This is a genomic window from Herbiconiux sp. UC225_62 (assembly GCF_042694625.1).
GTDB lineage: Bacteria > Actinomycetota > Actinomycetes > Actinomycetales > Microbacteriaceae > Herbiconiux.
This window is the reverse complement of record NZ_CP170551.1, coordinates 1,453,161-1,479,278: the sequence shown is the minus strand read 5'-3', so window position 1 is coordinate 1,479,278 and position 26,118 is coordinate 1,453,161. Positions and strand designations below refer to the sequence as shown.

The window sequence follows — 26,118 nt, the reverse complement described above, 5'->3', positions numbered from 1 at the left end:
TCAGCGAGTCAGGGGCAGTGCTGCGACGCCCGTGACGAGCCGCTGGGCCACGCCTTCGACCTCGCTCGAGGACGCCTCGGCGAGGAACTCGTCCCCCGCGGCGGAGAATGCCGCGACCACCTCATCGCGAAGGGACTCGACAATCTCCGACGCTTCCGACGAGGGCAGGCGCAATTTCGTGCCGACCTTCACCAGGTCGGCCGAGGAGATCGCGTCGAGCCGGTACTTCCCGTTGACGTGCATCGGCAGCTGGATGCTCTCACCCGGACTCGCATAAGCGGCGTAGCTCGCGAGGTCGTAGAGCGGTGCGAGTCGCACGCGTTCGCCGTCGAGCATGATCGAGTAGTTCTTCGCATGCGCGTCGGTTCCGGCGGCGACGACGTTGAACACGAAGCCCCGGAAGAAGGCGCGCGCGGCGGCAGCTCTGTCGTCGAGCACCGGGATGGCCTGAAGGAGGCCGGCGAAGGCCGCCGCCCCGGGCCCGCCGTCGGTGCGCTGGTACTTCTTCGCCGGTGGAACGGCGAGAGCCTGGCAGAGATCCTCCTGATGGAGCCGCCGCCACCGCGCGCCCGTCTCGACGCGGTCGTAGCGCGTGGTGACGAAGGTGCGCACGCCGTCGAAGGTGGCGAGCCTGCTCTCGGCCACACCGAGGCCGAGATACCGGGCGGCCGACATGGTGATCTGCTCGATCACGTCGATGTCGCGCATCGCCCCCGTCACGGGCTTGAAGATGTGGGTCGTGGGAGTGGCATCCACCGGCACTCCCCATGAATCGGCGTCCAGTGCGTGCAACGCGATCTTCGGCTGGGCTCCGGACAGACTGAATCGGCTGTCGCGCTGTCGCATCGGCCGCCCGTCGCTGTATTCGTCGATCGCCTCGCGCAGCAGTTCTGCGATCTCGGTCTCGTCCAGCGGGCGGACACCGGTGCGCGCTCCAGTCGCATCCGGAGCGGCCTCGCCTTCGGGCACGAATTGGAGCGCCCCCGCGACGTCGGTGCCGATCTTCTCGATCATCGCGAACGGGCTCGCGGCAGAGACGCCGAAGCTCGTGGCGATCGCCGAGAGCGCCTGGGCGTTGTCGGGCAGGAGACCCTGGATGAAAGGCAGCACGACGCGGTTCGGATGCTCTTGTCGTTCCGTCGGCATCGACATCGAGACGGGTGTGGGGTGCGACTGGTCGAGATGTGTGTCCGCGTAGCGGAAGGTCAGGGTGCCACCGCTCGACATCGTGACCGCACCCGTCAGAGCGCCATCGAGGTAGACATCCAGTGTGCGATTCATCGTGCGCTCATTCATTCGTCGAGGAGAGCTCAGCTATCGGCACCACTTCGAACTCGTAGCCCAGCGCCTGGAACACGTCGAGCACCTTGCTCGCCTCGACCGTGGGCTTGCCGCGTTCGAAGTCGCTCAGCCACTTGCGCGACACGTAGGCGCGTGCCGCGAGCTCCTCCTGGCTGAGGCCGGCTCCGACACGGAGCGCGAGAGCCCGGAGGCCGAGCGAGCGGACGTTCTTCACGAAGCCTCCTGTGTGCGTACGGTTACATTAGCTTATGTGTGCGTACGGTTACAAGAGGTAACGTCACCGTTCGGTGACATCTCCGCCGTCGATCGGCGGGATTTGGCGGAAGGGCGGCGGTCGTCTAGCATGTACAGGTTGGGTGGAATCCTCCGCCCATTGTGGGGTGCCCGAATGGGGCAGCTCGCCGACAAGTCATCTTGGGTGAGGCAGTCGTCTCACGGTAACCAAATGGAGGAAACAATGGCAGCAGTCTGCCAGGTGACAGGAGCCGTTCCCGGCTTCGGTCACAACATCTCGCACTCGCACCGGCGCACCAAGCGCCGCTTCGACCCGAACGTGCAGAAGAAGACGTACTACGTGCCGTCGCTTCGCCGTAACGTGACGCTGACCCTGTCGGCCAAGGGCATCAAGGTCATCGACGCCCGCGGCATCGAGTCCGTCGTCAAGGACATCCTGGCTCGTGGGGAGAAGATCTAATGGCAAAGCAGCAGGACGTCCGTCCCATCATCAAGCTCCGTTCGACGGCAGGCACCGGTTACACCTACGTGACCAAGAAGAACCGTCGCAACGACCCCGACCGCCTCGTGCTGAAGAAGTACGACCCGGTCATCCGTAAGCACGTCGACTTCCGAGAGGAGCGGTAACCACATGGCCAAGAAGAGCAAGATTGCCCGTAACGAGCAGCGCAAGGTGATCGTGAACCGCTACGCGGCGAAGCGCCTCGAGCTGAAGAAGGCTCTCGTGAGCCCGACGTCGACCGACGAGGAGCGCGAAGCCGCTCGCCTCGGTCTGCAGAAGCTCCCCCGCAACGCCTCGCCGATCCGCGTTCGCAGCCGCGACGCGGTCGACGGTCGTCCCCGCGGTGTCCTCACGAAGTTCGGCATCTCGCGTGTCCGCTTCCGTGACATGGCGCACCGGGGCGAATTGCCGGGCATTACGAAGTCCAGCTGGTAAATTACCCACGGTCATACGACCAACCGAACTGGCCCTGGTGGCCGGGACCGTTCCATGTAAACAGCTGCATCCGCAGCGAAAAGGTCCGAGGAGGACACCTTAAATGGCTGACAAGTCACTGAACAAGACCGAGCTCGTCGCAGCCGTCGCCGCCGCTTCCGGCCAGACGCAGGCTTCCGTCAACGAGGTTCTTGACGCTCTCTTCTCCACGCTGGCCGACTCGGTTGCCTCGGGCACCAAGGTCACGATCCCGGGCTGGCTCGCCGTCGAGCGCACCTCGCGTGCCGCTCGCACCGGCCGCAACCCGCAGACGGGCGCCACCATCGAGATCCCGGCCGGTCACTCGGTCAAGATCTCGGCCGGCTCCAAGCTGAAGGCTGCCGCCAAGTAACACCCGCTGTTCTTCGGAAGGGTGACGACTCCGGTCGTCACCCTTCCGTGCTTTAATGACGGCGCGTCCGGCCCCGGTCAGCGCCCAGGAACCGCCACGTAAGGTAGACGAGTGCTGAGAGTCGTTCGGATCGCCGGACCAGCCACGCTCGTGGCGGTCGCGTTCGCCGCACTCCTCGTGGCCCTCGCCATCGGCGGCGGCGCAGCCCCGCAGCTGCTCGAAGACCCGGGCGTCGTCGTGCGCTTCGGGTTGCCGACCTCCACGATGCTGGTGAACCTCGCCGCCTCGGGGATGATCGGGGCCATCGGGCTCGTGCTCTTCGCGATCCCGCCCGCCAGCGCCGCCTACGGCCGGGCGCTGGACGTCGCCGCAGGATCGGCCGCCGTGTTCACCGTGGCCGCGGCGTTCACCGGGTTCTTCAGCTACCTCAGCGTCACCGCCCGGGCTGTCAGCTTCGACGACACCTTCAGCCAAGGCCTCGGCCAGTTCCTCACCCAGATCGCGCTCGGCCAGGCCTGGCTCCAGACCACGCTGATCGGCGCCGTCGTCACGGTGCTCTGCTTCGCTGTGCGCAACCAGACCGCGCTCTTCTTCGTGGGGCTGCTCGCCGTGGCGTCCCTCATCCCGATGGCCCAGCAGGGGCACGCCGCCGGCACCACGGGGCACGACGCCGCGATCACGGCCCTCGGCCTCCATCTCATCTTCGCCGCCGCCTGGCTCGGCGGACTCGCGGTGATCGCGTTGATCAGCCGGCAGATCGAGACCCCGAAGCTGGTCGACATCGTGACGCGGTACTCGAGCGTCGCGCTGATCTGCTTCATCGTGGTGGCGGCATCCGGATACGTCAGCGCCGAGCTGCGGATCGGCTCGCTCGACCGCCTGCTCACCCCCTACGGCCTGCTGGTGCTCGTGAAGGTCGGCGCGCTGATCGCCCTCGGTATCGTCGGCGCGCTGCACCGCCGCATCGTCATCAAGAAGCTCGGCGACACCAACCGACGCCGCCACTTCTGGTGGCTGATCGTGGCCGAGCTGGGCTTCATGGGCATCGCCTCGGGGTTCGCGGCGGCGCTCGCCCGCACCGCCACGCCGGTTCCGGAGACGGTGCCCGCCACCCAGACGGCCGCCGAGATCCTCACCGGGTCTCCGCTGCCACCGGAACTGACGCCGGCGAACTTCCTCACCCAGTGGAACTTCGACCTGATCTGGATCCTGGTCTGCGGCTTCGGCATCGTGTTCTATCTGATGGGGGTGCAGCGCCTGCGCCGCCGCGGCGACCGCTGGCCCTGGTACCGCACGGTGCTCTGGATCGCCGGCCTGTTGCTGCTCTTCTACGTCACCAACGGCGGCCTGAACGTCTACGAGAAGTACCTGTTCAGCATGCACATGTTCGGGCACATGACCCTGAGTATGGCCGTGCCCCTACTGCTCGTGCCCGCCGGTCCGGTGACTCTCGCACTCCGCGCCATCCGCAAGCGCGACGACGGCACGCGCGGGATGCGGGAGTGGATCCTGCTCGCCGTGCACTCCCGCGCCGCCACGGTGATCGCGAACCCGATCGTGGCCGGCGTGCTCTTCGCCACGAGCCTCGTGGCCTTCTACTACACCCCCCTCTTCCGCTGGGCGACCGAGGACCACCTCGGCCACGAGTGGATGATCGTGCACTTCCTCATCGTCGGCTATCTCTTCGTGCAGGCGCTGATCGGCATCGATCCGGTGCCCTACAAGCTGCCCTACCCGTTCCGGCTGCTGCTCCTGCTCGGCACGATGGCGTTCCACGCGTTCTTCGGGCTGGCTCTCATGAGCGGCACCGGGCTGCTGCTGGCCGACTGGTTCGGCGCCACCGGGCGCGACTGGGGCGTGAGCGCGATCGAGGACCAGCAGGCCGGTGGCGGCATCGCCTGGTCGATCGGCGAGATCCCGACCTTCATCCTGGCCCTGGTGGTGGCCATCCAGTGGAGCCGGAGCGACAAGAAGGAGACCAAGCGCCGCGACCGCAACGCCGACCGCACCGGCGAGGCCGAGCTCGGCGAGTACAACGCGATGCTGGAGAAGCTCGCGTCGCGAGACACGCGCTAGGCGCGCGGGGCACTCTGCCCGTCCGGTCCGCCCCGCGCTAAGCGCGCGGCGCGAACTGCACCGAACCGTCGGGGTTGATCGTGAGCGAGAAGGTCACGTCGAACGGCACCGTGGCGTCGAGGCTCGAGACCGTGCCGTCGAAGAGCGAGCGGATGTCGACCGTGATGTGCGCGGCCCCCGCCGCGTTCGGCACGATCCAGCTGTCCTGCCCGGCCAGGATCGTCAGCGTCGGATAGCTCTCGATCGACCAGGCCGGCTCGGAGGCGATGCGGTCGTTCACGTCCTGCCCGAAGGGGCAGCCGGGAGGATAGAGGGCGGTCTGCTCCGCGCAGTCGTCGAGGAATCCGTCCACCGTGGTCTGCACCTCGGCGAGGAAGGTCGTGGTGGGCTGCACGTCGACGATCGCGCTGATGCTCGACCGCGGTGCGGTGGCGGCCATCGTGACCGGGTTCGCGCCGAGGTACTCGGATTCGTGGGAGAGCACGTAGAGGCTCGGTACCAGCACCTCGTACTCCTGGCTTGCGTGGAAGGCGGCCGGATCGGCGGTCTCGACCGTGGCGCGGCCCACCGTGAACGACGAGGCGTGCGACACGGTGACCGTGGCCGAGGCGACGGGCGATCGCACGAACCGCCACTCGGGGAAGAACAGCCAGCTCGTTCCGCTCTGCACCACGTCGAACTCCGACTGCGCGTGCGTGCGATGCTGATCGAGGCCGGTGAGCGTGTAGCCGTAGACGATGCGGTGGCGGCCGGGGGCGATCTCGGTGTCGCTCAGCTGCTCGATGTCGCCGAGCCCGCCGAGCGCATCCGGAGTCACGAGGGCGGCGGAACCGGTGCCCGGCTCGTCGTCGGTGCTGAGCACCACCCCGGGGGTGGCCAGCGCGGCGTCCACGTCGTGCTGCGAGACCGCGTCGAGGTAGATGCTCACGAAGGCCGAGGCGCTGTAGACCTCGCGGTTCAGGATGCCGATGGCCGAGAAGAGGGCGGCCACCGTGAGCAGGAGCAGACCCGACCAGATCACGATCGAACGGTGCAGCGCGGTGCGCTCGTCCCCATCCGCCGTACTCATGTCCACAGTTTAGGCGGGCTCAGTTTCGCGGCCCGCCGGGCGGGTAGATTGGACGGATGACCAGGCCCACCCTCTCTGCCGAGCAGCAGCGGGTGTTCGAGCTGATCGAGGGCACCCGCAAGCACGTCTTCGTCACCGGCCGGGCCGGCACCGGCAAGTCGACCCTGCTCAATCACCTCTCCTGGAACACCGAGAAGCAGCTCGTCATCTCGGCGCCCACGGGAGTCGCCGCGCTGAACGTGGGCGGGCAGACCATCCATTCCCTCTTCCGGCTGCCGATCGGCGTGATCGCCGATCACACGATCGAGCAGAACGGCGATGTGCGGAAGCTCCTCAACACCATCGACACCCTGGTGATCGACGAGGTGTCGATGGTGAACGCCGACCTGATGGATGCGATGGACCGCTCCCTCCGCCAGGCCCGGCAGCGCCCGCTCGAGGCCTTCGGCGGGGTGCAGGTGGTGCTCTTCGGCGATCCGTACCAGCTGGCGCCCGTGCCCGGCGACGGCGACGAGCGCGCCTACTTCGCCGACCACTATCGCTCGATGTGGTTCTTCGACGCGAAGGTGTGGGAGGAGACCGACCTCGAGATCGTGGAGCTCACCGAGATCCACCGCCAGCACGACGACGACTTCAAGTACATGCTCAACGCCGTTCGGTTCGGCATGGTCACGAAGGAGATCGCGGATGCCCTGAACGGCGCGGGTGCGAGAACCCCCGCCCCCGACACCGCGATCACCCTCGCCACCCGCAACGACGCGGTGAACCGCATCAACCAGACCGCGCTCGGCAAGCTGCCGGGGCGCGTGCTCAGCGCGAAGGCCGAGATCTCGGGCGACTTCGGAGGCCGCACCTACCCGGCCGACGTGAATCTCGAGCTTAAGGTGGGCGCGCAGGTGATGTTCCTCCGCAACGATGCCGACCAGCGCTGGGTGAACGGCACGGTCGGCACGGTCACGAAGATCGACTCGACGGTGTGGGTGGAGGTCGACGGCACGGTGCACGAGGTCGACCCGGTGGCGTGGGAGAAGTACCGCTACTCCTACGCGCCCGAGTCGAAGCAGCTCTCCAAGGAGGTGATCGGCGAGTTCACGCAGTTCCCGCTGCGCCTGGCCTGGGCGGTCACCATCCACAAGTCGCAGGGCCAGACCTACGACGAGGCCGTGGTCGATCTCGGCGCCCGGGTGTTCAGTCCCGGGCAGACCTATGTCGCGCTCAGTCGGCTGACCTCGCTCGAGGGCCTCTACCTCACCCGTCCGCTGCGGCCGAGCGACATCATCGTCGACCAGAACGTGTTGAATTTCATGCGGAGAAGAGCCACAGACCCCAGTAAGGGGGCGGCTCAGGGGGCCTGACCCGGACGGCGTGAGCCACTACTCTTGCCAGAGGAGCAGGAGAGGGCACTACTCACATGGCAACGTTGCTCTATCGCATCGGACGGTTCGCGGCGAGACGAAGTATCGCCGTCATCGTGGGCTGGGTGGTGATCCTCGGCCTTTTCGTCGGGGGAGCCCAGCTGTTGGGCGGAACGCTCTCGACCTCGTTCGAGATCCCGGGCACCGAGTCGCAGCAGGCGATCGACATGCTCGATCAGCGCTTCCCCCAGGCTTCGGGCGGCTCGGCCAAGGTCATCTACGTCGCCCCGACGGGCGGGCAGATCAGCGACCATCAGAGCGATATCGTCGACAACGCGACGAAATTGGCGAGCCTCGACCACGTCAGCGGCGTGACCGATCCGTGGGATCAGAACGCGAACGGCCAGATCTCCGACGACGGCACGATGGCGTTCACCACCATCCAGTACGACGTGCCCACCACCTCGCTGACCCCCGACGACGACGCCGACGTCGTGGCGATCGGTTCCGAAGCGGCGGTCGACGGCGTCACCGTGGCCTACTCGAACGTGGCCGACCCCCCGGCCGAGGGCATCGACTACACCGAGGTGATCGGCCTCGTGGTGGCGTTCATCGTGCTGCTCATCACCTTCGGTTCGCTGCTGGCCGCCGGGATGCCGTTGATCACCGCCGTCATGGGCGTCGCCATCACCACCACGACCATCACGATCGCCTCCGGGTTCGTCGACATCTCGTCCACCGCTCCCCTGCTGGCGACGATGCTCGGGCTCGCCGTCGGGATCGACTACGCCCTGTTCATCGTGTCGCGACATCGGGCCCAGCTCATCCGCGGCCTCGATCCGAAGGAGTCGGCGGCCATCGCCGTCTCGACCGCGGGCAGCGCTGTGGTGTTCGCCGCGCTCACAGTGATCATCGCGCTCCTCGGTCTTTCCGTGGTGCAGATCCCGTTCCTCACCGTCATGGGATTGGGCGCGGCGATCTCGGTGGTCATCGCCGTGATCGTGGCCCTCACCCTGCTGCCCGCCATCATGGGTCTGCTGGGCAAGCGGATGACGCCGAAACCCACGTCCCGGGCCGCCCGCCGCGAACTCGCGGCCGAAGGCACGCACCGCACGATGGGCGCGCGCTGGGTGAAGCTCATCACCGCGAAGCCGATCATCACGGTGGGAGTGGTGGTGGTCGGACTGGCGATCGTGGCCATCCCGGCCGGCTCGATGCGGCTCACCCTGCCCGACGCGGGCTACGACCCGCCGGGATCGCAGTCACGGGAGGGCTACGACCTGCTGGCCGAGGGCTTCGGGCCGGGATTCAACGGGCCGCTGCTCGTGACGGCCGACATCTCGAAGACCCTCGACATCTCGGGTGCCCTCGACGCGCTGCACGGGCAGTTCGTGGGGCTCAAGGATGTCGACTCGGTGAGCCAGGCCATCCCGAACACCACGGCCGACATGGCGATCGTGTCGATCATCCCCGACAGCGGTCCTGACGACGTGGCCACCCAGGAGCTCGTCACCACGATCCGTGACATGGCGCCCGCCTTCGAACAGACCAACGGATTCACCTACCAGGTCACCGGCACCACGGCGCTCGGCATCGACGTCTCGGCGAGGCTCGCCGACGCTCTGCTCCCGTTCGCGATCGTGGTGGTGGGGCTCTGCATCATCCTGCTCACCATCGTGTTCCGGTCGCTCGCCGTGCCGATCTCGGCCACCATCGGCTACCTGCTCTCGGTGGGCGCGTCGTTCGGCATCGTCACCGCCGTGTTCGAGTGGGGCTGGCTCGCCGACCTGTTCGGGGTGGCGAAGGTGGGGCCGGTGATCAGCTTCTTCCCCATCCTGTTGATGGCCGTGCTGTTCGGTCTGGCGATGGACTACCAGGTCTTTTTGGTGTCGCGGATGCGCGAGGAGCACGTGAAGGGCGCCGACCCGCACACCGCGGTGCGGCACGGCTTCATCGGCGCCGCCCGCGTGGTGACGGCCGCAGCCTGCATAATGTTCGCCGTCTTCGCCTCCTTCGTGCCCGGCGGCAGCGCGGTGCTGCAGCCGATCGCACTCGGGCTCGCGGCCGGTGTCTTCATCGACGCGTTCCTGGTACGCATGACCTTCATCCCGGCGCTCATGATGCTGCTCGGCCGGACCGCCTGGGCCCTGCCGGCACCGCTGCGTCGCATCCTGCCGAACGTCGACCTGGAAGGCGAGGGTGTGCGCGAGATGCTCGACGCCACCGCGTGGCGACCGCTCGACGAGGGCGAGCATCCGTTCGCCGTGGCGGCCGAGCACGCCATGGTCGAAGGGGCCGACTCGGCGCCCTTCGCGCTGAGGGCCGAGCCGGGCGACCTCGTGGTGGTCTCGGGGGCGTCGTCGACGCATCCGGAGGCCGTGGTGGCCGCCATCGCGGGACGTCAGCGCGTGCTCTCCGGCCATCTCCGGGTGCTCGACGAAGCGCTTCCGTTCCAAGCCTCCGCATTGCGCCGCCACTCGGTGCTGGTGGAGCGCCCGGTGGATGTGGACGCCCCCGCGATGCGGCTCTCGCTGCCGCCCGGGGCCCTCAGCGTGCTCGAGCGGTTGCGACGCGACCTCGGTGAGGAGCTCGATGACCTGTGGGGCACCGCCGCCGCCGCGGAATGGATCTACCAGGTGTCGCTCGCCGCGGTCTCGAAGGCGCGGCTCGTGGCGATCGACGGCACCGGCATCCCCACCGCCCACCTGCAGCACGCGCTCGGTATCGTGCACGCGGCCCTGCCGCTCGGCACCACGCTCGTGGTCGCGCATCACGGCGCGCGGCTCGAAGCGGGCGCGCGGCCCGTCGTGGTGGTCGAGCTGAAGCCCGCGCCGCTCGTGCCCGAGCCCGTTCCCGAGCTCGCCGAGCTCGTGCCTGCTGCGGGGGTCGCGGATGCCTCCGCATCCGTCTCCGGCCCGGTCGTCGCCGACGACGAAGACCCGCCCCAGAACCAGACCCCCTCCCCGACCCCAGAGAAGAGGTGACCGCATGCCGAGCCTGACTTCGCTGGTGCGCCGCGGCGACACCGGTTCCTTGTCCCCCGTCGCCCGGCGGGTGGCCATCGCGCTCGCCGTGCTGACCCCGCTCCTGATCGCGGGTGTGGCGGTCACCGCGCTGGTCTCGCCCACCCAGTCGACCGCCTCCCCCACCGGTCCGGCCCTGCCGGCCGCCGTCGTGAACCAGGACGTGAAGGTCGACGTGCCGCAGAGCGACGGCACCACCACGCCGGTGCTCGCCGGCAAGCTGCTGGTGAGTGAATTGACCTCCGGCACCTCCGGGCAGGGTTTCACGTGGAACGTGACGGATGCGTCCACCGCGGAAGCGGGATTGAAGTCCGGCCAGTACGCGGCGGTCGTGACGATCCCCTCGAACTTCTCGTCGTCGTACGTGTCGATCTCCGGAAGCGACCCCGTCCAGGCGGAGCTGCAGGTGCAGACCAATGGCGCCAACAGCTACGTCACCGAGATGCTGGCGAGCGCGCTCTCCACGAACCTGCAGGCGGCACTCTCGACGCAGGCGACGAAGCAGTTCGTCACCACGACGCTCGGTGCGTTCACCACCCTGAACGGCTCGATCGGGCAGGCGGCGTCGGCCGCCGACCAACTCGCGGGCGGGGCCGACAAGCTCACCACCGGGGCGGGGCAGCTCTCGACCGGGCTGTCGCAAGCCGCCACGGGTGGTGCCGAGCTCAACACGGGCGCGCAGGCGCTCGCGGGCGGGCTCAACGAGATCACAGCGGCGACGACGGATCTGCCGACCTACGCGAATCTCCTGGCAGAGGGCACGGCCGGCGTTTCCTCGGGAATCACCTTCCTGAAGGGGCGTCTGGCGGATGAGACGGTCACCTCCTACGGCATCGACAAGTCGCAGAAAGACCTCGAGTCCTCGATCGCTGCCCTGCGCACCGATGTCCGTGCCGGCCTGCCGACCGAGGAAATCGTGAGTCGCCTCGACCAGCTCGAACTCGACGCGGCCGGCATCAGGGTCCGCTCATTCGGCGTCACACTCGGCCTCGGGCTCGACGCCCTCGGCGTGACGGCGCTGGAGGGGGCGTCGAACCAAGTGAGCACCGGTGCTGCTCAGTTCGCCGAGGACATCCCGCAGCTCACCGACGGCATCTCCAAGGCGGCATCCGGTGCGAACCAGCTCGCCGCCGGCACCGCCGGGCTCTCGACAGGCCTCAACCAGCTCTCCGCCGGATCGGCCGACCTCACCTCCGGCGGTGCCCAACTGGCATCCGGGATGCACCAGCTGGCCGGAGGTCTGCAGCAGGCGACCGACCAGATCCCCACCTACACCACCGCGCAGGAGGACACGATCTCCACCGTCGTGGCGAACCCGGTCGTGACCGAGCAGTCCGACGTCGCCGCGCTGCCGAGCCCCGCCGCCGCGATCGCCGCCGTGGCGGTGCCGATGGCCCTGTGGATCGGCGCCTTCGCCATCTACCTCATGCTCACGCCCTTCACGCGGCGCGGACTCGCGTCCACCGCGTCGACCTTCCGTGTCGTGGTGGGCTCGCTCTGGCCGGCCGTCGTGCTGGGCCTCATCCAGGCCGCCATCGTCGCCCTCGTGCTGTTCTTCGTGGGCGCTCAGCCCGATCACGTGGCCGGGAGCATCCTCTTCTCCCTGTTCATGTCGTTCGCCTTCGTGACCCTGCACCAGGGACTCGTGGCGCTGTTCGGGCAGGCGGGTCGCTTGCTCTCGCTGGGGTTGGTGGTGGTGCAGATCGCGGCCGCGGCGGTGATCATCCCGAACGGATTGAGTTCGCCGCTCTACACGGGCCTCTCGAGTCTGCTCCCGCTGTCGCATGCCATCACGGGAATGCAAGCGCTGATCGGCGGCGGTCCGCTCGCCGTCGTGGGCCAAGAGGCGCTCGTGCTGCTCGTGTTCGCGGGCATCGGGCTCGCGCTCAGTCTCATCGCCGTGACGCGGCGACGCTCCCGGAGCCAGGTGCAACTCGTCACCCTGGCTCGCCCGCTGCCGGCGACCTGACTCGAAGGCGCCCGCCTTCAGAACGCGGGAGTGCGGGACGGGGCGGGGGTCAGGCCGCCGCCGCGGCCTTCGCGTCGGCCAGGTCGAGGAAGAGCTCGGTGTTGAAGCGGTAGGCCACCATGACCTCGTCGATGACGCGGTCGCGCTCCGCGTCGTCCCAGCCGACGGCGTCGAGCTGGGGCGCGGTAGGTCTCCTTGAACTCCTTGGGCTTCGCGATGTCGCCGAAGAGGTAGAAGCCGACGCCGTTGGTCTCGAACCCGAACTGGCGCTGCATCAGGGTGCGGATGATCTGGCCGCCCGACAGGTCGCCGAGGTAGCGCGTGTAGTGGTGGGCGATGAAGCCCCCGTTCCAGGTGGCGGCGACCTCGTCGATGCGCTGCACGTAGCGCGCGGTCGTGGGCAGCGGCGTGATCTGCTCCCGCCAGTCCTCCCCGATCAGGAACCGGAGGTCTTCCTCGATGGCGGGCAGGCGGGTCAGCTTCGGGGAGATGAAGGCGGCGGCGACAGGATCGTTCTTCATCCGCTCGGCCGCCGCTTCGAGGGCCTCGTAGATGAAGAAGTGCTGCGCCACCAGCGCGATGTAGTCGTCGCGCGTGCCCTTGCCGCTCATCAGATCGGTCATGAACCCGGCGCCCTCGCTGTCGCTGTGACCGGTCCAGGTGCGCTCGCGAAGAGCTTGCGAGAAAGGGATTACAGCAGACATACGCTCATTCCACGACGAAGTTAGTGTTACCTAACTTTAGCGGAACACCGGCCCGAGATCTCCAGGACTTGTGCGAGATCCATCCGATCCCGTCGTGGTGCGGACCCCGCTCAGGCGTGCGGACGCGGCTCGACGCCGAGCACGGCGCAGGCCTCGTCGTAGAGCGCCACGATCTCGCGCCGCACCTCGGGGCGCTCGGAGATCGGCCCGTTCGGCCAGGAGACGGATGCCCGACTCGTCACGCCACCGCTGGTCACGTCCCACTCGCCGCCGTCGCCGTCGAAGCCGGTCATGGTGCTCGCGGAAGCCTCCGGATCGACGAAGGCCCGGGCGATGAGGAGGTTGTCGTCGGTGTGGTCGCCGTTCATGTGGCGGAGGATCGCGTCGATGATGTCGGGAGAGAAAGTGGTCACGACTCCCCACGCTAGCCGAGAACGGCGTCAGTCGAGCAGTTGGGCCTGGAGGAAGTAGGTCGAGCGCGCGAAGGCCAGGGCGGCCGCGTTCTTGTCGAGCAACTCGAGCATCGTGGCGTTGGCGAACCCGTCGGAGGTGGCCGAGTAGGTGTACTGCGTGACGGGCGTTCCGTGCTCCTTGAGGCGGCTGACGAACTCGTCGACGTCGATCTCGCCCGCCCACGCGGTGCCCTCGGGGCGGTGCATCAGCACGGGGCACGGGATGATGCCGGCCTCCTCGTCGCCGAGCACGGCGTAGTAGGCCACCACCGCATCCGCGTCGCCGCTCTGGGCGAGCCGGAGCGCGAGCCGGCCGCCCACCCCGAGGCCGATGAGGCCGACGCGGGGGGCGCCGTGTCCGCGCCCCAGCGAGACGGCGTCGTCGAGGGTGGCCAAAGCGAAGCCGTCGTCGATGCGCGCGGCGAGCTCGGTCGCACCCTCGGGCTCGACGGTCGCCACGCCGTGGAAGAGGTCGGGCACGGTGACGAAGAAGCCCTGGTTCGCGAGCGATCGCGCGTAGGCCTCGAGGTAGGGCAGCCGCCCGTAGGAATCGTGCACGAGCACGATGGTGGGACGGCCCGGTTCGCCGTACTCCAGGGGCCACCCCGGTGACGGGATGTCGACGAATTCGGCCACGGCTCCTCCGGTCGTTGCCTCGATTCTCGCACGGCCGGGTGCCGGCCCGTCCTCGGAGCGCCGTCAGCCGGCGGCGAGGTGGTCGACGTGCATCTGGGTCTGGGCGAGCGCGGAGGCGAGGTAGAAACCGCGCATGTTCGGCCATCCCGCGGTCCAGTGGATGCGCTCCGCGATCTGCCAGACCGTGGCGTGCGGATGCTCGTCCAGCACCGCGGCGACCTCGGCCGAACGGGTGAGATGGTGGCGGCGGGTGATGGCGCACCGCTCGGCGAGCCCGGTGAACCGGTAACCGTGGCCGGGGAAGACTTCGGTGACAGGGGATTCCGGACCCGGGTCGTTCGCCGTGGCCTGCGCGTCGAGGGCGGCGACCCGGTCGAGTGACCGCAGGTAGTCGCCGATCGGGTCGACGGCAGGCCCGCCGAGGCCGATTCCCGGGTAGATCGACGGCAGCAGATGGTCGCCGGTGAACAGGATGCCGCGGTCGAGGTCGTGCAGACAGACGTGCCCGGGCGTGTGTCCCGGAGTGTGGAGCACGCGGAGGCGCCGGCCTGGGATGGCGAGCAGCTCGCCGTCGTCGAGCAGCATGTCGGCCCGGAAATCGGACTCCGCCCCACCGCTGGCGGCGCGATCGGCGGCCGCGGCGAGTTCGGGCATCCGATCGGCCGGAACACCCCACGCCTCGGCGCGCGCGGCCTGGATCTCGGTGTGCCGCGGCGCCGCCTCGAGCAGGCGGCCGAGCGAGGCCTGCTCGTCGCGGTGCAAAGCGACCGGAACGCCGGTCTCGCGGCGCAGGCGCTCCGCCATGCCGAGGTGGTCGCGGTGCAGGTGGGTGACGGTGATCGAGGCCAGCTCGGGCGGTGTGTTCGAGCCGCCGGTGGCGCGCGACTCCCGGGCGATCTGGGAGACGAGCGCGGCGAGACGCTCACGGTTGGCGTCGCTGTCGAGACCGGGGTCGACGAGGTGGAGGCCGCCCCGCGCATCCCGCATCAGGTAGCTGAGCGAATAGTGCGGGGAGTAGTCGCTCGGCATGGGCTGCGGCAGCACCCACACGTCATCGCCCGCACGGGCGGGTGCGGGCGTGGGGCCACCGCTCGTCTCGGCGGCGTACTCGAGGTCGCTCAGCGCCCGCGTCACGGCAGGCGGGCGATCGTGTCGAGGAAGAGGCGGGCGTAGCGTGCGCGGTCGACGTCGAGGGCGACGTCGACGAGGGCGGGGCCCGGAAGGGTGCCGGCGCTGCCTTCGCCGACCGCGGCGGGCCCCGCTGCTCCAGCCGAGGCTCCCGCCGGGTGGATCGCGTCCTCGCCCACGCGCTGGCGGCGATCGACGATGGTCTGGCCGCGGGCGAATCCGGCGAGCTCGACGCGCACCGGGCGCCGCTCGATCCGCAGCGCGCCGGGGTCGACGAGGGCGCAGAGGGCTCCGGCGTCGCCGATGTGGCCGGTGTACGGGGCGCCGTTGGTGGTGAGGGGGCGGTCGCTCGAGCCGTCGGGCGCATCCGGGTCGTCGCCCATCGGGAACTGCAGCAGGCTGCCGGCGAGCCGGGCGGATGCGCGGGGCGCGTGCAGGAGGGCGTCGGCGTCAGCCTGGTCGACGGTCACCTGGTTGAAGACGTCGAGCCCGTACATGAACGTGGGGACGCCCGAATCGAGCACGATCGCGGCCGCCTCGGGGTCGTGCCAGACGTTGAACTCGGCCACGGGGGTCGCGTTGCCCACACCGGCCGATCCGCCCATGAAGAGGATGCGCTCGATCCGTGGCGCGAGCTCCGGATGCTGGCGGAGCAGCAGTGCGAGGTTCGTCTGCGGGGCGAGAGCGACGATGGTGACCGGTGTGGTGGCGGTGAGCAGGATGTCGCGGATCAGGTCGACGGCGTGACGCGGGTCGGCCCTCCGACCGGACTGCGGACGGGCGAAGTCGGGGTCCCTGCTCACCTCGCCGAGACCATCGGAGCCGTGCACGTGCGAGGCGCGTGCCGGTTCGATCAGCGGGCGGACCGCCCCTCCCGCCACAGGAACGGACGGCGCGTCAGCGACATCGAGCACCCGCAGCGTGTTGGCCACGACGTTCTCGAGAGAGGTGTTCCCTGCGACGCAGGTGATGCCGAGCAACTCGATGTCGGGATGGGCGACGGCGAACAGGATGGCGAGAGCGTCGTCGACGCCGGTGTCGACGTCGAGCAGAACCGGAAGGGTCACCGCTTCAATCTAGCGCGCCGTCGGAGCAGCAACAGAGGGCGCAGTGCCTGCGGTTGCGGTGCCGGTCACGTCGTGGACGAAGCGCTGCAACCGGTGATAGACCTCCTGCGATTCCGGGTAGCGGAAGTTCTGCTGCCAGGTGTGCAGGGTGTTCGCGTTGTCGTGGTCGTAGATGAGCGCATCCACCTGCACCTCGTGCCGGCGGAGGCGTTCGATGAAGTTGAGGTTGGCCGTGTAGAAGTAATCGCGCTCGGAGGTCGTCACGAAAACCGGGGGGAACGAGGAGTCGAGCCACTCGATGGGCGAGAGGTAGTCGGCGGCTCGGCGTAGCTCGCCCCGGCTGCGGGTCTTCCTCAGCGCGCCGGGGAGGAGCATCCGGATGAATCCGAGTCCGAGGATGAAACCGCGCTCGAACATCACCGAGAAGTCGACCACGCTGCAGTGCTGCACGAGCCCACGGAGGTGTTCACGGGGCGCGGCGGGCTCGATGGCGTAATGCTCGGCGAGTTCGGGGCGCAGATGTGCGGCCACCAGCAGGGCCGAGAGCTGCCCGCCGGCCGAGTCGCCGCCGAGCACGATGCGTTCGGGGTCGCCGCCGTAGGCCGCGATGTTGGCCGACACCCAGGCGAGCGCGGCGTTGGCGTCGTGCACCATGTGCGCCATGGTGAAACGGGTGGCGCGCCGGTAGTTGACGTTCACCACCACCATGCCGCCGACGGCCTGGCTCGCGCAGTACTTCGTGAGGGCGGCCTTGTCGCCCGAGGTCCAGCCGCCGCCGTGGAAGTACACGTAGACGGGCAGGGGTGTGCCGGGCTCGCTGGGCGTGCGGTCGACCGCCTCGGGCAGCGGGCTGATGACGTCGAGACGGTGCGCGCGGATGCCGTCGCCCACGAAGTCGATGTCGAGCCGGTAGTCGACGGCGGTGATCGGATCGACGTTGAAGCGGGTGCGCTCGCTGCGGCTCACCGTGTGCATGAGCAGTCGCCACACCCAGACGGGCAGTCGCTGCACGAAGCCGGCGTTCTTGATCGACGCCCAGCTCCACCGGCGCCGCACGGGTGCGATCGTGGTCATGCCGACACCCTACGAGCCCTGCCCGCACGCCCCCTGTGCGCGGCCCGAGAGGCACCCGGGTGTGCGCGAGGGGTGGACACGGCGCGCGGTCCGCTCCAGAATCAAGCATGGGCCCGGCCGAAGCCCGCATCCGCACCCCTGACCAGCGGTTGCGCGTGTTCGTCTCCTCGACGCTCAAGGAGCTCGCTCCCGAGCGGCGATCGGCGCGGTCTGCGATCGAACGGCTGCAGCTCGCGCCCGTCATGTTCGAGCTGGGCGCCCGCCCGCATCCGCCGCGCGAGCTCTACCGGGCCTACCTCGCGCAGAGCGACGTCTTCGTGGGCCTCTACTGGGAGCGTTACGGCTGGGTCGCCCCGGAAGAGGAGGTCTCGGGGCTCGAAGACGAGTACCTGCTCACCCCCTGGTCGATGCCGAAGCTCATGTACATCAAGCAGCCGGCACCGGCCCGCGAGGCTCGGCTCGACGCTCTCCTCGATCGCGTCCGCGACGACGACACCGCCTCCTTCAAGTATTTCTCCGACGCCCGCGAGCTCGGGCGGCTGCTCATCGCCGACCTCGCGACCCTGCTCGCGGAGCGCTTCGACCAGAGCCGGGGGATGGCGGCGCTCCCGCTGACGGCGGCCGTCGGGCCGCTCGCCGGGCCGTCGGCGTCCGGTGACCCGGGTGCGGGATCTGAGACTCCGGATGCCCCCTCCCCTGTCTCCCCTCCCCCGGCCCGATCCGTGCCGCTCCCCGCACAGGTGACCGCCCTGATCGGCCGGGCTCGGGAAGCGGACGACGTCGTGGCGATACTGCACCGCCCCGGCACCCGGCTGGTGACACTCACCGGCCCCGGCGGGATCGGCAAGAGCCGGCTCGCCATCGAGGTCGCCGACAGGCTCGCGCCCGAGTTCGCCGACGGCACCGCGTTCGTCGACCTCTCGGCCGTGCACGACCCCGCGCTCGTCCCGCTCGCGATCGCCCAGTCGCTCGGCGTGCGGGACACCGGCGATTCTCCGTTGCTCGGCAAGCTCGAGATGGCGCTGCGCGAGCGCCGCATCCTGTTGCTGCTCGACAACTTCGAGCAGGTGCTCGACGCCGCGACGCTCCTGGCGGGGCTGCTCGCGGATGCGCCCGGCGTCGTCGCCCTGGTGACGAGCCGCTCGCTGCTCCACATCTCGGCCGAGCACAGCTACGAGGTCGGACCGCTCGGACTCCCCGACTGGGAGCGCCATCCGAGTCTCGGCGACGTGACCGATTGCGCATCCGTCACTCTCTTCGTCGAACGGGTGCACGCCGTGAAGCCCGATTTCGAGGTGGACGACGGAAACGTCGAGGCGGTGGCGCGCATCTGCGACGCCCTCGACGGCGTTCCCCTCGCCCTCGAACTCGCGGCGGCCCGGATGCGCGTGCTCACCCCGGCCGACATGCTCGCGCGGCTCGACCGGCGGCTTCCCCTTCTCGTCGGCGGCGCGCGCGACCTGCCGGCCCGGCAGCAGACCTTGCGCCGCACGATCGAGTGGAGCACGCAGCTGCTGGGCGATCCGGAGAAGGCGTTGCTCGCGCGACTGGGCGTGTTCGAGGGCGGGTTCTCGCTGGAGGCGGCGGAGGCGGTGGCGGAGGCGATCGGACCTCTGCCCGCTCTGCCCGACACGCTCTCCTTACTGGGGCTGCTCGTCGACGCCAGTCTGCTGAGCCAGCACGACCGCGGTGCACGCTCGCGGTTCTCGATGCTCTCCACTGTGCGCGAGTACGCCCTCGAACAGCTCTCGGGTCAGGCGGAGGGCGCGCTCGATGCATTGCTCGAACGGCATGCGAGCTTCTTCGTCGCTCTCGGGCGGGAGAGCGAGTTCGCACTCGAGGGTCCGGAGCAGCGGGAATGGATGGCGCGGCTCACCGACGATCGCGAGAACCTGCGTGCCACCGCCCGTCATCTGCTCGACGTGCGGGACTTTCGACCGCTGCGCCGACTTCGCCTGGACGCTCTACGTCTACTGGTGGGTGGGCGGCCACCTCGGGGAAGTGCGCGCGCTGATGGACGAGCTGCTCGAGGCATCCGAAGGTCGTCCCTCGCCCCGTGCCCGGGCGATCGCGCTGTACTTCACTCGCGCGATCACGTTCTGGCAGGACCCCGACGGCCTCGTCGTGCAAGGGCTCCGCGAGAGTGCGGACCTCTTCCACCAGGAGGGCGAGCCGGCCGGCGAAGCACTCGCGCTCGTGTCGCTGGCTCTCGCCGTGCTGGCCGGCTCGACACCCGATCCGGCCCGCGCCGACGACGCCCTCGAGACCAGCCTCGGGCTGTTCCGCGACAGCGGAGACCGGTGGGGAGAGGCGATGGCGCTGGTGAGCCTCGGCCGGGTCGCGCTCCTGCAGCAGAAGACGCACGCGGCGCTGAACCGCTTCGAGGAGAGCCTCGCCGTCGCCCGGCGCCAGGGCGACGAGTTGGGCGAGACCATCGCGCTGCACCATCTCGGCTGGGCCCGCTTGCTGCTCGGCGACCTCACCGCGGCCGCGCAGGACTTCGGGCTCAGCCTCGAGAGCTCGGTGCGACTCGGTCACGACGAGGGGATCGCCTACGGTCTGGAGGGTCTCGTCGCGATGGCGGCGATGGGTGGGGATGCGCAACGTGCCGGGAGGCTCGAAGGCGCGGCGTCGCTGCTGCGCGAGCGATCCGGGCTCTACAACGCGGCGGCCTTCTCGTTCCACGCCCCGCTCGTGGCGCAACTCCGTGACTCGGGGGCCGCGGCGGCGCGGGCGTTCGATGCGGCGGCGCGGACCGGGCGGGAGCAGTCGACGGATGCGGTGGTGGAGTACGCGCTCGCGGGCATCCCCGAGCGAGGTGGGACGCCCGCACCCCCGCCCGAGGCCGCGATCTCCGATGACGAGGACGCCGCTCGGCCGGACATGACGGCCGGTCCCGCCGAAGACGCGCCGGCGGCCCACCCGCCTGCCTCCGAGGGGGAGTCTCGATGAGCACCGGACCGACGCCGGCATCGCCGCCCGAGCCCGCCGCCACTCCCTCGGTCGCCCGCGAGCGCGACGACCGGATCCTGCCCTACACCCGCGTCGTCTCCGCGATCATCATCCCGTTCCTCGTGGTGGCGAGCGTGCTGCTCTACGTGTTGCCGGGCCGCACCGACGAGCTCTTCGCCTGGACCATCGCGCCACCCCTCACAGCGATGCTGCTCGGCTGCGCCTACCTCGGCGGAATCTGGTTCTTCGCCGCGTGTCTCCGTCTGCGGAGCTGGCATGCGATCGGCTGGGGCTTTCCGGCGGTCTTCGTGTTCGCGAGCCTGCTGGCCGTCGCCACCTTCCTCCACTGGGACAGATTCCATTTCGGGCATATCTCGTTCATCGTGTGGGTGACTCTCTACGTCACGACGCCGGTGCTCGTTCTGGTGGCCTTCATCCTGAACCGGCCACGGGACCCAGGCGTTCCGGATGCTCGCGACTACGCCGTTCCGCGCTGGTTGCGCGGTCTCCTCGCCGCGATCGGGCTGGCGGCCGCCGTCACGGGTGTGGTGCTCTTCGTTGCTCCGCAGCTCGCGATCGACCTCTGGGCCTGGCAGCTGACGCCGTTGACCGCGCGAGTGGCGGGCGCCATCCTCACGCTCCCCGGGATGGTCAACGTGTGGTTGCTCGTCGACGGGCGCTGGAGCGCCTTCCGCTCGGTGGTGCAGGCCGAGTTGATCAGCCTGGTGTTCATCGTGGCGGCGCTGCTCATCCGCTGGGACGACCTGCTCTGGGTGCGACCGTCGGCGCCGATCTTCTTCGGCGGAATCGTGGTCTCGCTGCTGGCCTACGCGGCGTTCTACGCCTACTGCGAGTCGCGCTTGCGCCGGGTGGACCAGAGTGCCCAGGCGACCAGCGCCGGCTGAAAGAGCAGGCGGAGCGCGCGCTTGCGGTCGTCGTCGAGGCCGAAGGCGTCGCGGCCGTTGACCCACTGCGAGATGTTGCCGGGGAAGATCGCGGTGAAGAAGAGGGCGGCGACGGTGCCGACCGCCTTCTGGTGCTTCGGCAGCGCGGTGAGGGCTGCGCCGATGCCGATCTCGGCGACCCCGGACGCGAGCACGACGGTGTCCTTGCTGAAGGGCACCCAATCGGGGACCTGTGCCTGGAAGTCCTTGCGGGCGATGGTGAGGTGGGTGATGCCGGCTCCGACGAGGGCAAGGCCCAGGGCGATGCGGGCGATCGTGCGGGCCACGGGGCGTTTCTGAGTCATGTGCTCATCCTGCACCCCGTCGGCAGTTGCAGGCGGCCCTCGGCCGGAGTTGGAGCGGATGACGGGAATCGAACCCGCGCTATCAGCTTGGGAAGCTGAAGTTCTGCCATTGAACTACATCCGCGTGCAATCGAGGATAGCAGCCGCGCCGCGACCGCCTAGACGGACACCGTGACGGGCGTGACCGTCGCCGCCCGCTCGGGCAGAGGTTCCGGAGCGGGTCGGGCCGGCCGAGTCCGTCGACGGGACAGCCGTAATGTCGCAACGAACCACACGCCCAGCGCCACCAGGCCGACGGATGCCCAGGCGATGAAGAACACGAGATCCACCCCGGTGCGCATGCGACCTCCCCCGAACGTCGGCCTGCACAGCCTAAGTCGGTCCGGCGGGGAGCGCAACGGTTCAGTGCGGCTGGTCGCCGCCCTTGCCCCGGATGCGCTGAGGACGCGCTCGGGTCAGCACCAGCCCGCAGGCGACCGGTATCGCCCCCACGAGAGCCCACAGAACGAGGAACACGGTGACATCGCCTTGTGCGTGCATGACTCAACTCCATCGTCGATCGGCCACGGTGCGATGAGAGTACCGCGTGATCACGGCTCTGCGCGGTATTTCCGAGCCCCGATCGGGCCGCGCTCCCCGTTACACTGACTGCGTGCTTCTCTCCGACCGCGACATCCGCACCCAGATCCACGAGAACCGCGTCAGCCTGGAGCCCTACGAGCCCGCGATGATGCAGCCGTCGTCGATCGACGTGCGGCTCGACCGGTACTTCCGGTTGTTCGACAACCACAAGTATCCGTTCATCGACCCGGCCGAGGACCAGCCCGAGCTCACGCGACTGATCGAGACCAAGCCCGACGAACCGTTCATCCTGCACCCCGGCGAATTCGTGCTCGGCTCGACCTTCGAGCGCGTGGGTCTCCCCGACGACATCGCCGCCCGCCTCGAGGGCAAGAGCTCCCTGGGCCGGCTCGGGCTGCTCACCCACTCGACCGCGGGATTCATCGACCCCGGCTTCTCGGGTCACGTCACCCTCGAGCTGAGCAACGTCGCCACGCTGCCGATCAAGCTGTGGCCGGGCATGAAGATCGGGCAGCTCTGCTTCTTCCAGCTCTCGAGCCCCACCGAGCGCCCTTACGGATCGAGCCAGTACAGCTCGCGCTACCAGGGTCAGCGCGGCCCCACCGCCTCGCGCTCCCACCTCAACTTCCACCGCACCGACGTCTCCGCGGTGACGGAAGGCGCTGTCGGCGCCTGACGGGAGGCGCATCCGGTTCGAGACAGATGGAGCTGCGGACGCCGCGCCGAGGTCTTCTCCATCCTTTCGGCGCAACGGCCCGAATCGCCATCGAGATGGAACGGGGGCGGATGCCTCGCGTCAGGCGGGGTGGGTGCCACCGGGCAGGCCGGCCGCGCCGAGGCGGGTGGCGCCGCGCGAGCGGGCGCGCTGCTCCTCGAGGGCCTCGGCGAAGCCCACCTCCCAGGCGTCGTCGACGTCGATGCCGAGCCGACGCGCCTCCTCGACGCTGAGCTCCTTCGGGAAGCCGTGCGTGTCCGAGAGCCGGAACACGTCGGCGCCCGTGAGCGTCGACCCCGAGTACTCCGACAGCGCGAGCAGCCCGCCTTCGAGCGTGCGCCGGAACGCGACCTCCTCTTTCACGAGCACCGCGATCACCTCGTCGCGCGACGCGGCGACCTCCGGGTAGTCGTCGGCGTAGAGATCCGCGATCACCGGCACCACCGAGGAGAAGAAGTTCTCGGTGAGTCCGAGCGACAGCGCGAGACGGATGGCGCGGCGCAGCAGTCGCCGCATCACGTAGCCCTGCTCCTTGTTCGACGGCCGAACGCCGTCGACGGCGAGGAAGGTCGCCCCCCGCAGGTGGTCGGCGATGATGCGCATCGCCGCGGTCTCGTCGTCGTAACGACGCCCCGTCAGGTCTTGCAGCGCCTCGATGATCGGCCAGAGCAGGGAGATGCGGAAGACGTCATCCGACCCGATCGACGCCGCCGCGATGCGCTCCAGTCCGCCGCCGAAGTCGACGTTGCGCCGCGCGAGCTCCTCGAAGGAGCCGTCCTCCAACCGCCGGTACTGCATGAAGACCTGGTTGCCGATCTCCATGAACTGTCCGCCGTCGCTGGCCGGATGCGCGAGCCCGAACGACGGATCCTGGTACTCCGGCCCGAAGTCGTAGAACACCTCGCTGTCGGGTCCGCACGGGTCGCCGATGGGCGTGCCGGCGAGCGAACCGCCGCGCGACCACCAGTTCTCGCCCCCGTCGTAGAAGAAGATGCGCTCGCCCGGCAGAACGCCGCGCGCGTCACCGTCGCCCTGGCTGCCGATCTCGGCGACCCCGTTCGAGATCCCCCGCTCCGCGAAGACCTTCTGCCAGATGCCGGCGGCCTCGTCGTCGCGCGGGATGCCGTTCTCCGCGTCGCCGATGAAGCAGGTGACGTAGATCTTCGACGGATCGAGCCCCACCACGTCGACCAGGAACGTGAAGAACTGACGGATCTGCTCCTCTTTGAAGTAATCGCCGAGCGACCAGTTGCCGAGCATCTCGAAGAAGGTGGTGTGACGGTTGTCGCCCACGTCGTCGATGTCCTGCGCCCGCACGCAGGGCTGGCTGTCGGTGAGCCGGGGGCCGTCCGGATGCGACTCGCCGAGCAGGTAGGGAAGCAGCGACTGCATCCCGCTGCCGTTGAACAGGGTGCTGGTGTCGCCGCGCGGCACGAGGGGTGCACGCTCGATCACCGTGTGACCGCGCTCTTCGAGGAACGCTAGGTAGGAGTTTCGGATCTCGTGGGCATCCATGTGCCCAGCATTACAGTTGCGGCAGCTGAAGCGCCAGCCAGGGGCTGAAAGCCCACGGCGTGAGCGACACGGCGAGCTGCAGCTCGGCCGCGTCGGCCCACCGCCACTCGGCCACCTCGGCCGGGTTCGCGAGCACGGGCCCCGCGGCGCGCGCCGTGTACACGGGGCAGATCTCGTTCTCCACGATGCCGGAGGCGTCGATCGCGAGGTAGCGGAAGTCGGGCAGCGCGAGCTCCAGATCGGCCAGCTCGAGGCCGAGCTCGTCGCGGGCGCGGCGGACGACGGCATCCGTCAGCTCCTCCTCCGGTCCGGGGTGACCGCAGAAGGAGTTCGTCCAGACCCCGGGCCACGTGCGCTTGCTGAGCGCGCGCCGCGTGACGAGGATGCGCCCCTCAGCGTCGAACACGTGACAGGAGAAGGCGAGGTGCAGTGGGGTGTCGTCGGTGTGCACCTCGTGTTTGTCGGCGACGCCGATGGGCACGCCGTCGTCGGAGAGGAGGACGACCTGTTCGGTATCGCTGGTCATTTCACTATTGTCCTTTATTACCAGGTTGCCATGTAAGTTTGAGTCGTGGACACACACGAGCTGCTCGCCGTGTCGGAACGCCGACACCAGCAGGTCGAGCGCGTCTTGGCGGTCTTCTTCAGCGACTCCCACTACCGTGCCAAGGCCCTGGGTGCACCCTACGCCGCGCTCTGGCAGACGCTCCAACGCAACGCTTCCGGCGGCAAGAGATTCCGGCCGCGGATGGTGATGGCGGCCTACGAAGCGCTGGGGGGCACCGACGTCGATGCCGCGGCGCACGTGGGCGCCGCCTTCGAACTGCTGCACACGGCCCTGATCGTGCACGACGACGTGATCGACCGCGACTTCGTGCGGCGCGGTGGGGTCAATGTCTCGGGTCGGTACCGCGACATCGCGACCACCGCGGGCATCCCGCTCCCCGATGCGGAGCACCGGGGGATGTCGGTGGCCATCATCGCCGGCGACCTGGCCCTCTTCAACGCCTACCGGCTGATCGACCGTTCCGGCGTCGACGGCATCCTGCGCACCCGGCTGCACGACCTGCTCGACGAGGCGATGTTCGTCTCGGCCGCGGGCGAGTTGTACGACGTGGACTTCGCGCTGCGGAGCGGTACCACCGGTCCGGCCGGCGCGGACGATCTGCCGACCGTCGACGACATCCTCGAGATGGAGAGGCTGAAGACGGCCGTCTACTCCTTCGAGACCCCTCTGCAGGCCGGCGCCGTGCTCGCGGGCGCCTCGCCCGCGGCGATCGCGGCCCTCGGCACCTTCGGCCGCAACATCGGCATCGCCTACCAGATCGTCGACGACCTGCTCGGGGTGTTCGGCGACGAGCGCGACACCGGCAAGACCACCCTCGGCGACCTGCGGGAGGGCAAGCGAACCGTGCTGCTCGCTCATGCGGCGGGCCGTCCGGAGTGGGCCGAGGTGGCCGATCTCGTCGGATCGCCCGAGCTCACGCCCGAGCAGGCGCAGCGCATCCGCTCCGTGCTCGAGCAGACGGGTTCCCGCGGGTTCACCGAGGCACTCGCCCGGGATTTCGCCAACCGCGCCTGGGAAGCCCTCGTCGATCCGGCCCTGCCGGATGCGGCGCGCGAGGAATTCCGCCCCGTTGTCGCGTCGGTGCTCGGTAGGGTTCGATGACAGGAGGACTCCCCGGCGG

At 69.2% G+C, this 26,118-nt stretch carries 24 protein-coding genes, 1 tRNA gene and 2 pseudogenes; 13 read left to right on the top strand and 14 right to left on the bottom strand.

Annotated elements, in window-relative coordinates; translation table 11 throughout:
- Complete coding sequence (locus ACFJGU_RS07080) at positions 1-1,281, bottom strand: HipA domain-containing protein (protein ID WP_382308900.1); 1,281 nt, start codon at positions 1,279-1,281, stop codon at positions 1-3.
- Positions 1,282-1,288: 7 nt separating this feature from the next.
- On the bottom strand, positions 1,289-1,516 hold the full coding sequence (locus tag ACFJGU_RS07075; protein WP_382308898.1) for a helix-turn-helix domain-containing protein: 228 nt from the start codon (positions 1,514-1,516) through the stop codon (positions 1,289-1,291).
- 243 nt (positions 1,517-1,759) lie between these two features.
- Between ACFJGU_RS07075 and rpmB the strand changes: the two genes are divergently transcribed.
- The 5 genes from rpmB to ACFJGU_RS07050 all read left to right on the top strand — a co-directional run bounded on the left by rpmB (position 1,760) and on the right by ACFJGU_RS07050 (position 4,940).
- A complete protein-coding gene (gene rpmB / locus ACFJGU_RS07070; RefSeq protein WP_092550451.1) occupies positions 1,760-1,996 on the top strand; it encodes a 50S ribosomal protein L28 in 237 nt (78 codons plus the stop codon).
- The gene (rpmG, locus tag ACFJGU_RS07065) at positions 1,996-2,163 is read left to right on the top strand and encodes a 50S ribosomal protein L33 (RefSeq protein ID WP_022897487.1); all 168 of its coding nucleotides are present in this window, start codon (positions 1,996-1,998) and stop codon (positions 2,161-2,163) included. The genes rpmB and rpmG overlap by 1 nt, the downstream gene beginning before the upstream one ends.
- Before the next feature lie 4 nt (positions 2,164-2,167).
- Entirely contained in the window at positions 2,168-2,473 is a 306-nt protein-coding gene (rpsN, locus tag ACFJGU_RS07060; RefSeq protein ID WP_092550454.1) for a 30S ribosomal protein S14, read from the top strand.
- Between the two features lie 103 nt (positions 2,474-2,576).
- The gene (locus ACFJGU_RS07055; RefSeq protein WP_022897485.1) at positions 2,577-2,864 is read left to right on the top strand and encodes an HU family DNA-binding protein; all 288 of its coding nucleotides are present in this window, start codon (positions 2,577-2,579) and stop codon (positions 2,862-2,864) included.
- A gap of 111 nt (positions 2,865-2,975) precedes the next feature.
- Positions 2,976-4,940 (top strand): cytochrome c oxidase assembly protein, encoded by a 1,965-nt coding sequence (locus ACFJGU_RS07050; RefSeq protein ID WP_382308894.1) that lies wholly within the window; start codon positions 2,976-2,978, stop codon positions 4,938-4,940.
- Between the two features lie 37 nt (positions 4,941-4,977).
- On the opposite strand, the gene ACFJGU_RS07045 is transcribed toward ACFJGU_RS07050, so the two are convergent.
- Complete coding sequence (locus ACFJGU_RS07045; protein WP_382308892.1) at positions 4,978-6,009, bottom strand: hypothetical protein; 1,032 nt, start codon at positions 6,007-6,009, stop codon at positions 4,978-4,980.
- A gap of 56 nt (positions 6,010-6,065) precedes the next feature.
- On the opposite strand from ACFJGU_RS07045, the gene ACFJGU_RS07040 reads away from it, so the two are divergent.
- Genes ACFJGU_RS07040 through ACFJGU_RS07030 form a run of 3 tightly spaced genes read left to right on the top strand, consistent with a single transcriptional unit; the run spans position 6,066 to position 12,356 of the window.
- Positions 6,066-7,364 carry an ATP-dependent RecD-like DNA helicase gene (locus ACFJGU_RS07040; protein ID WP_382308890.1) on the top strand — a complete coding sequence of 433 codons (1,299 nt, stop codon included), beginning with the start codon at positions 6,066-6,068 and terminating at the stop codon, positions 7,362-7,364.
- Positions 7,365-7,420: 56 nt separating this feature from the next.
- Positions 7,421-10,348 (top strand): MMPL family transporter, encoded by a 2,928-nt coding sequence (locus ACFJGU_RS07035; RefSeq protein ID WP_382308889.1) that lies wholly within the window; start codon positions 7,421-7,423, stop codon positions 10,346-10,348.
- Positions 10,349-10,352: 4 nt separating this feature from the next.
- Positions 10,353-12,356: a YhgE/Pip domain-containing protein gene (locus tag ACFJGU_RS07030; protein WP_382308887.1), complete on the top strand. Its 2,004-nt coding sequence runs from the start codon at positions 10,353-10,355 to the stop codon at positions 12,354-12,356.
- A gap of 49 nt (positions 12,357-12,405) precedes the next feature.
- Here ACFJGU_RS07030 and ACFJGU_RS07025 read toward each other — a convergent pair.
- From ACFJGU_RS07025 to ACFJGU_RS07000, 6 genes and pseudogenes are all read right to left on the bottom strand, one after another.
- Positions 12,406-13,060: pseudogene (locus ACFJGU_RS07025) on the bottom strand (heme oxygenase (biliverdin-producing)).
- Between the two features lie 110 nt (positions 13,061-13,170).
- Positions 13,171-13,473, bottom strand: a complete 303-nt coding sequence (locus tag ACFJGU_RS07020; protein WP_382308885.1) for a DUF2470 domain-containing protein — start codon at positions 13,471-13,473, stop codon at positions 13,171-13,173.
- Positions 13,474-13,500: 27 nt separating this feature from the next.
- Positions 13,501-14,148, bottom strand: coding sequence for a dienelactone hydrolase family protein (locus ACFJGU_RS07015; protein ID WP_382308884.1), 648 nt, complete (start codon positions 14,146-14,148; stop codon positions 13,501-13,503).
- 63 nt (positions 14,149-14,211) lie between these two features.
- On the bottom strand, positions 14,212-15,282 hold the full coding sequence (locus ACFJGU_RS07010; protein ID WP_382308883.1) for an MBL fold metallo-hydrolase: 1,071 nt from the start codon (positions 15,280-15,282) through the stop codon (positions 14,212-14,214).
- Positions 15,279-16,343, bottom strand: coding sequence for a nucleoside hydrolase (locus ACFJGU_RS07005; RefSeq protein ID WP_382308881.1), 1,065 nt, complete (start codon positions 16,341-16,343; stop codon positions 15,279-15,281). The genes ACFJGU_RS07010 and ACFJGU_RS07005 overlap by 4 nt, the downstream gene beginning before the upstream one ends.
- 9 nt (positions 16,344-16,352) lie before the next feature.
- Positions 16,353-17,417 carry an alpha/beta hydrolase gene (locus ACFJGU_RS07000; protein WP_382308879.1) on the bottom strand — a complete coding sequence of 355 codons (1,065 nt, stop codon included), beginning with the start codon at positions 17,415-17,417 and terminating at the stop codon, positions 16,353-16,355.
- A 107-nt stretch (positions 17,418-17,524) separates the two neighbouring features.
- Here ACFJGU_RS07000 and ACFJGU_RS06995 point away from each other — a divergent pair.
- From ACFJGU_RS06995 to ACFJGU_RS06985, 3 genes and pseudogenes are all read left to right on the top strand, one after another.
- A pseudogene (locus tag ACFJGU_RS06995) lies at positions 17,525-18,502 on the top strand (DUF4062 domain-containing protein); the annotation flags it as partial.
- A gap of 811 nt (positions 18,503-19,313) precedes the next feature.
- Positions 19,314-20,369: a tetratricopeptide repeat protein gene (locus ACFJGU_RS06990; RefSeq protein WP_382308877.1), complete on the top strand. Its 1,056-nt coding sequence runs from the start codon at positions 19,314-19,316 to the stop codon at positions 20,367-20,369.
- A complete protein-coding gene (locus ACFJGU_RS06985) occupies positions 20,366-21,274 on the top strand; it encodes a hypothetical protein (RefSeq protein WP_382308875.1) in 909 nt (302 codons plus the stop codon). Before ACFJGU_RS06990 ends, ACFJGU_RS06985 begins: the two co-directional genes overlap by 4 nt.
- On the opposite strand, the gene ACFJGU_RS06980 is transcribed toward ACFJGU_RS06985, so the two are convergent.
- The 3 genes from ACFJGU_RS06980 to ACFJGU_RS06970 form a co-directional block, all read right to left on the bottom strand.
- Positions 21,214-21,618 carry a hypothetical protein gene (locus ACFJGU_RS06980; protein WP_382308874.1) on the bottom strand — a complete coding sequence of 135 codons (405 nt, stop codon included), beginning with the start codon at positions 21,616-21,618 and terminating at the stop codon, positions 21,214-21,216. The genes ACFJGU_RS06985 and ACFJGU_RS06980 overlap by 61 nt on opposite strands.
- Before the next feature lie 50 nt (positions 21,619-21,668).
- Positions 21,669-21,742, bottom strand: a tRNA-Gly gene (locus tag ACFJGU_RS06975).
- Between the two features lie 278 nt (positions 21,743-22,020).
- Entirely contained in the window at positions 22,021-22,158 is a 138-nt protein-coding gene (locus tag ACFJGU_RS06970) for a hypothetical protein (RefSeq protein ID WP_382308872.1), read from the bottom strand.
- A 112-nt stretch (positions 22,159-22,270) separates the two neighbouring features.
- On the opposite strand from ACFJGU_RS06970, the gene dcd reads away from it, so the two are divergent.
- Positions 22,271-22,876 (top strand): dCTP deaminase, encoded by a 606-nt coding sequence (dcd, locus tag ACFJGU_RS06965; RefSeq protein WP_382308870.1) that lies wholly within the window; start codon positions 22,271-22,273, stop codon positions 22,874-22,876.
- A 120-nt stretch (positions 22,877-22,996) separates the two neighbouring features.
- Here dcd and ACFJGU_RS06960 read toward each other — a convergent pair whose 3' ends face one another.
- Positions 22,997-24,430 carry an alanine--tRNA ligase-related protein gene (locus ACFJGU_RS06960; protein ID WP_382308868.1) on the bottom strand — a complete coding sequence of 478 codons (1,434 nt, stop codon included), beginning with the start codon at positions 24,428-24,430 and terminating at the stop codon, positions 22,997-22,999.
- A 10-nt stretch (positions 24,431-24,440) separates the two neighbouring features.
- Entirely contained in the window at positions 24,441-24,956 is a 516-nt protein-coding gene (gene idi / locus ACFJGU_RS06955; protein WP_382308867.1) for an isopentenyl-diphosphate Delta-isomerase, read from the bottom strand.
- Positions 24,957-25,001: 45 nt separating this feature from the next.
- Here idi and ACFJGU_RS06950 point away from each other — a divergent pair, with 45 nt between their 5' ends.
- Positions 25,002-26,099 (top strand): polyprenyl synthetase family protein, encoded by a 1,098-nt coding sequence (locus ACFJGU_RS06950; RefSeq protein ID WP_382308865.1) that lies wholly within the window; start codon positions 25,002-25,004, stop codon positions 26,097-26,099.
- Positions 26,100-26,118: the final 19 nt, after the last annotated feature.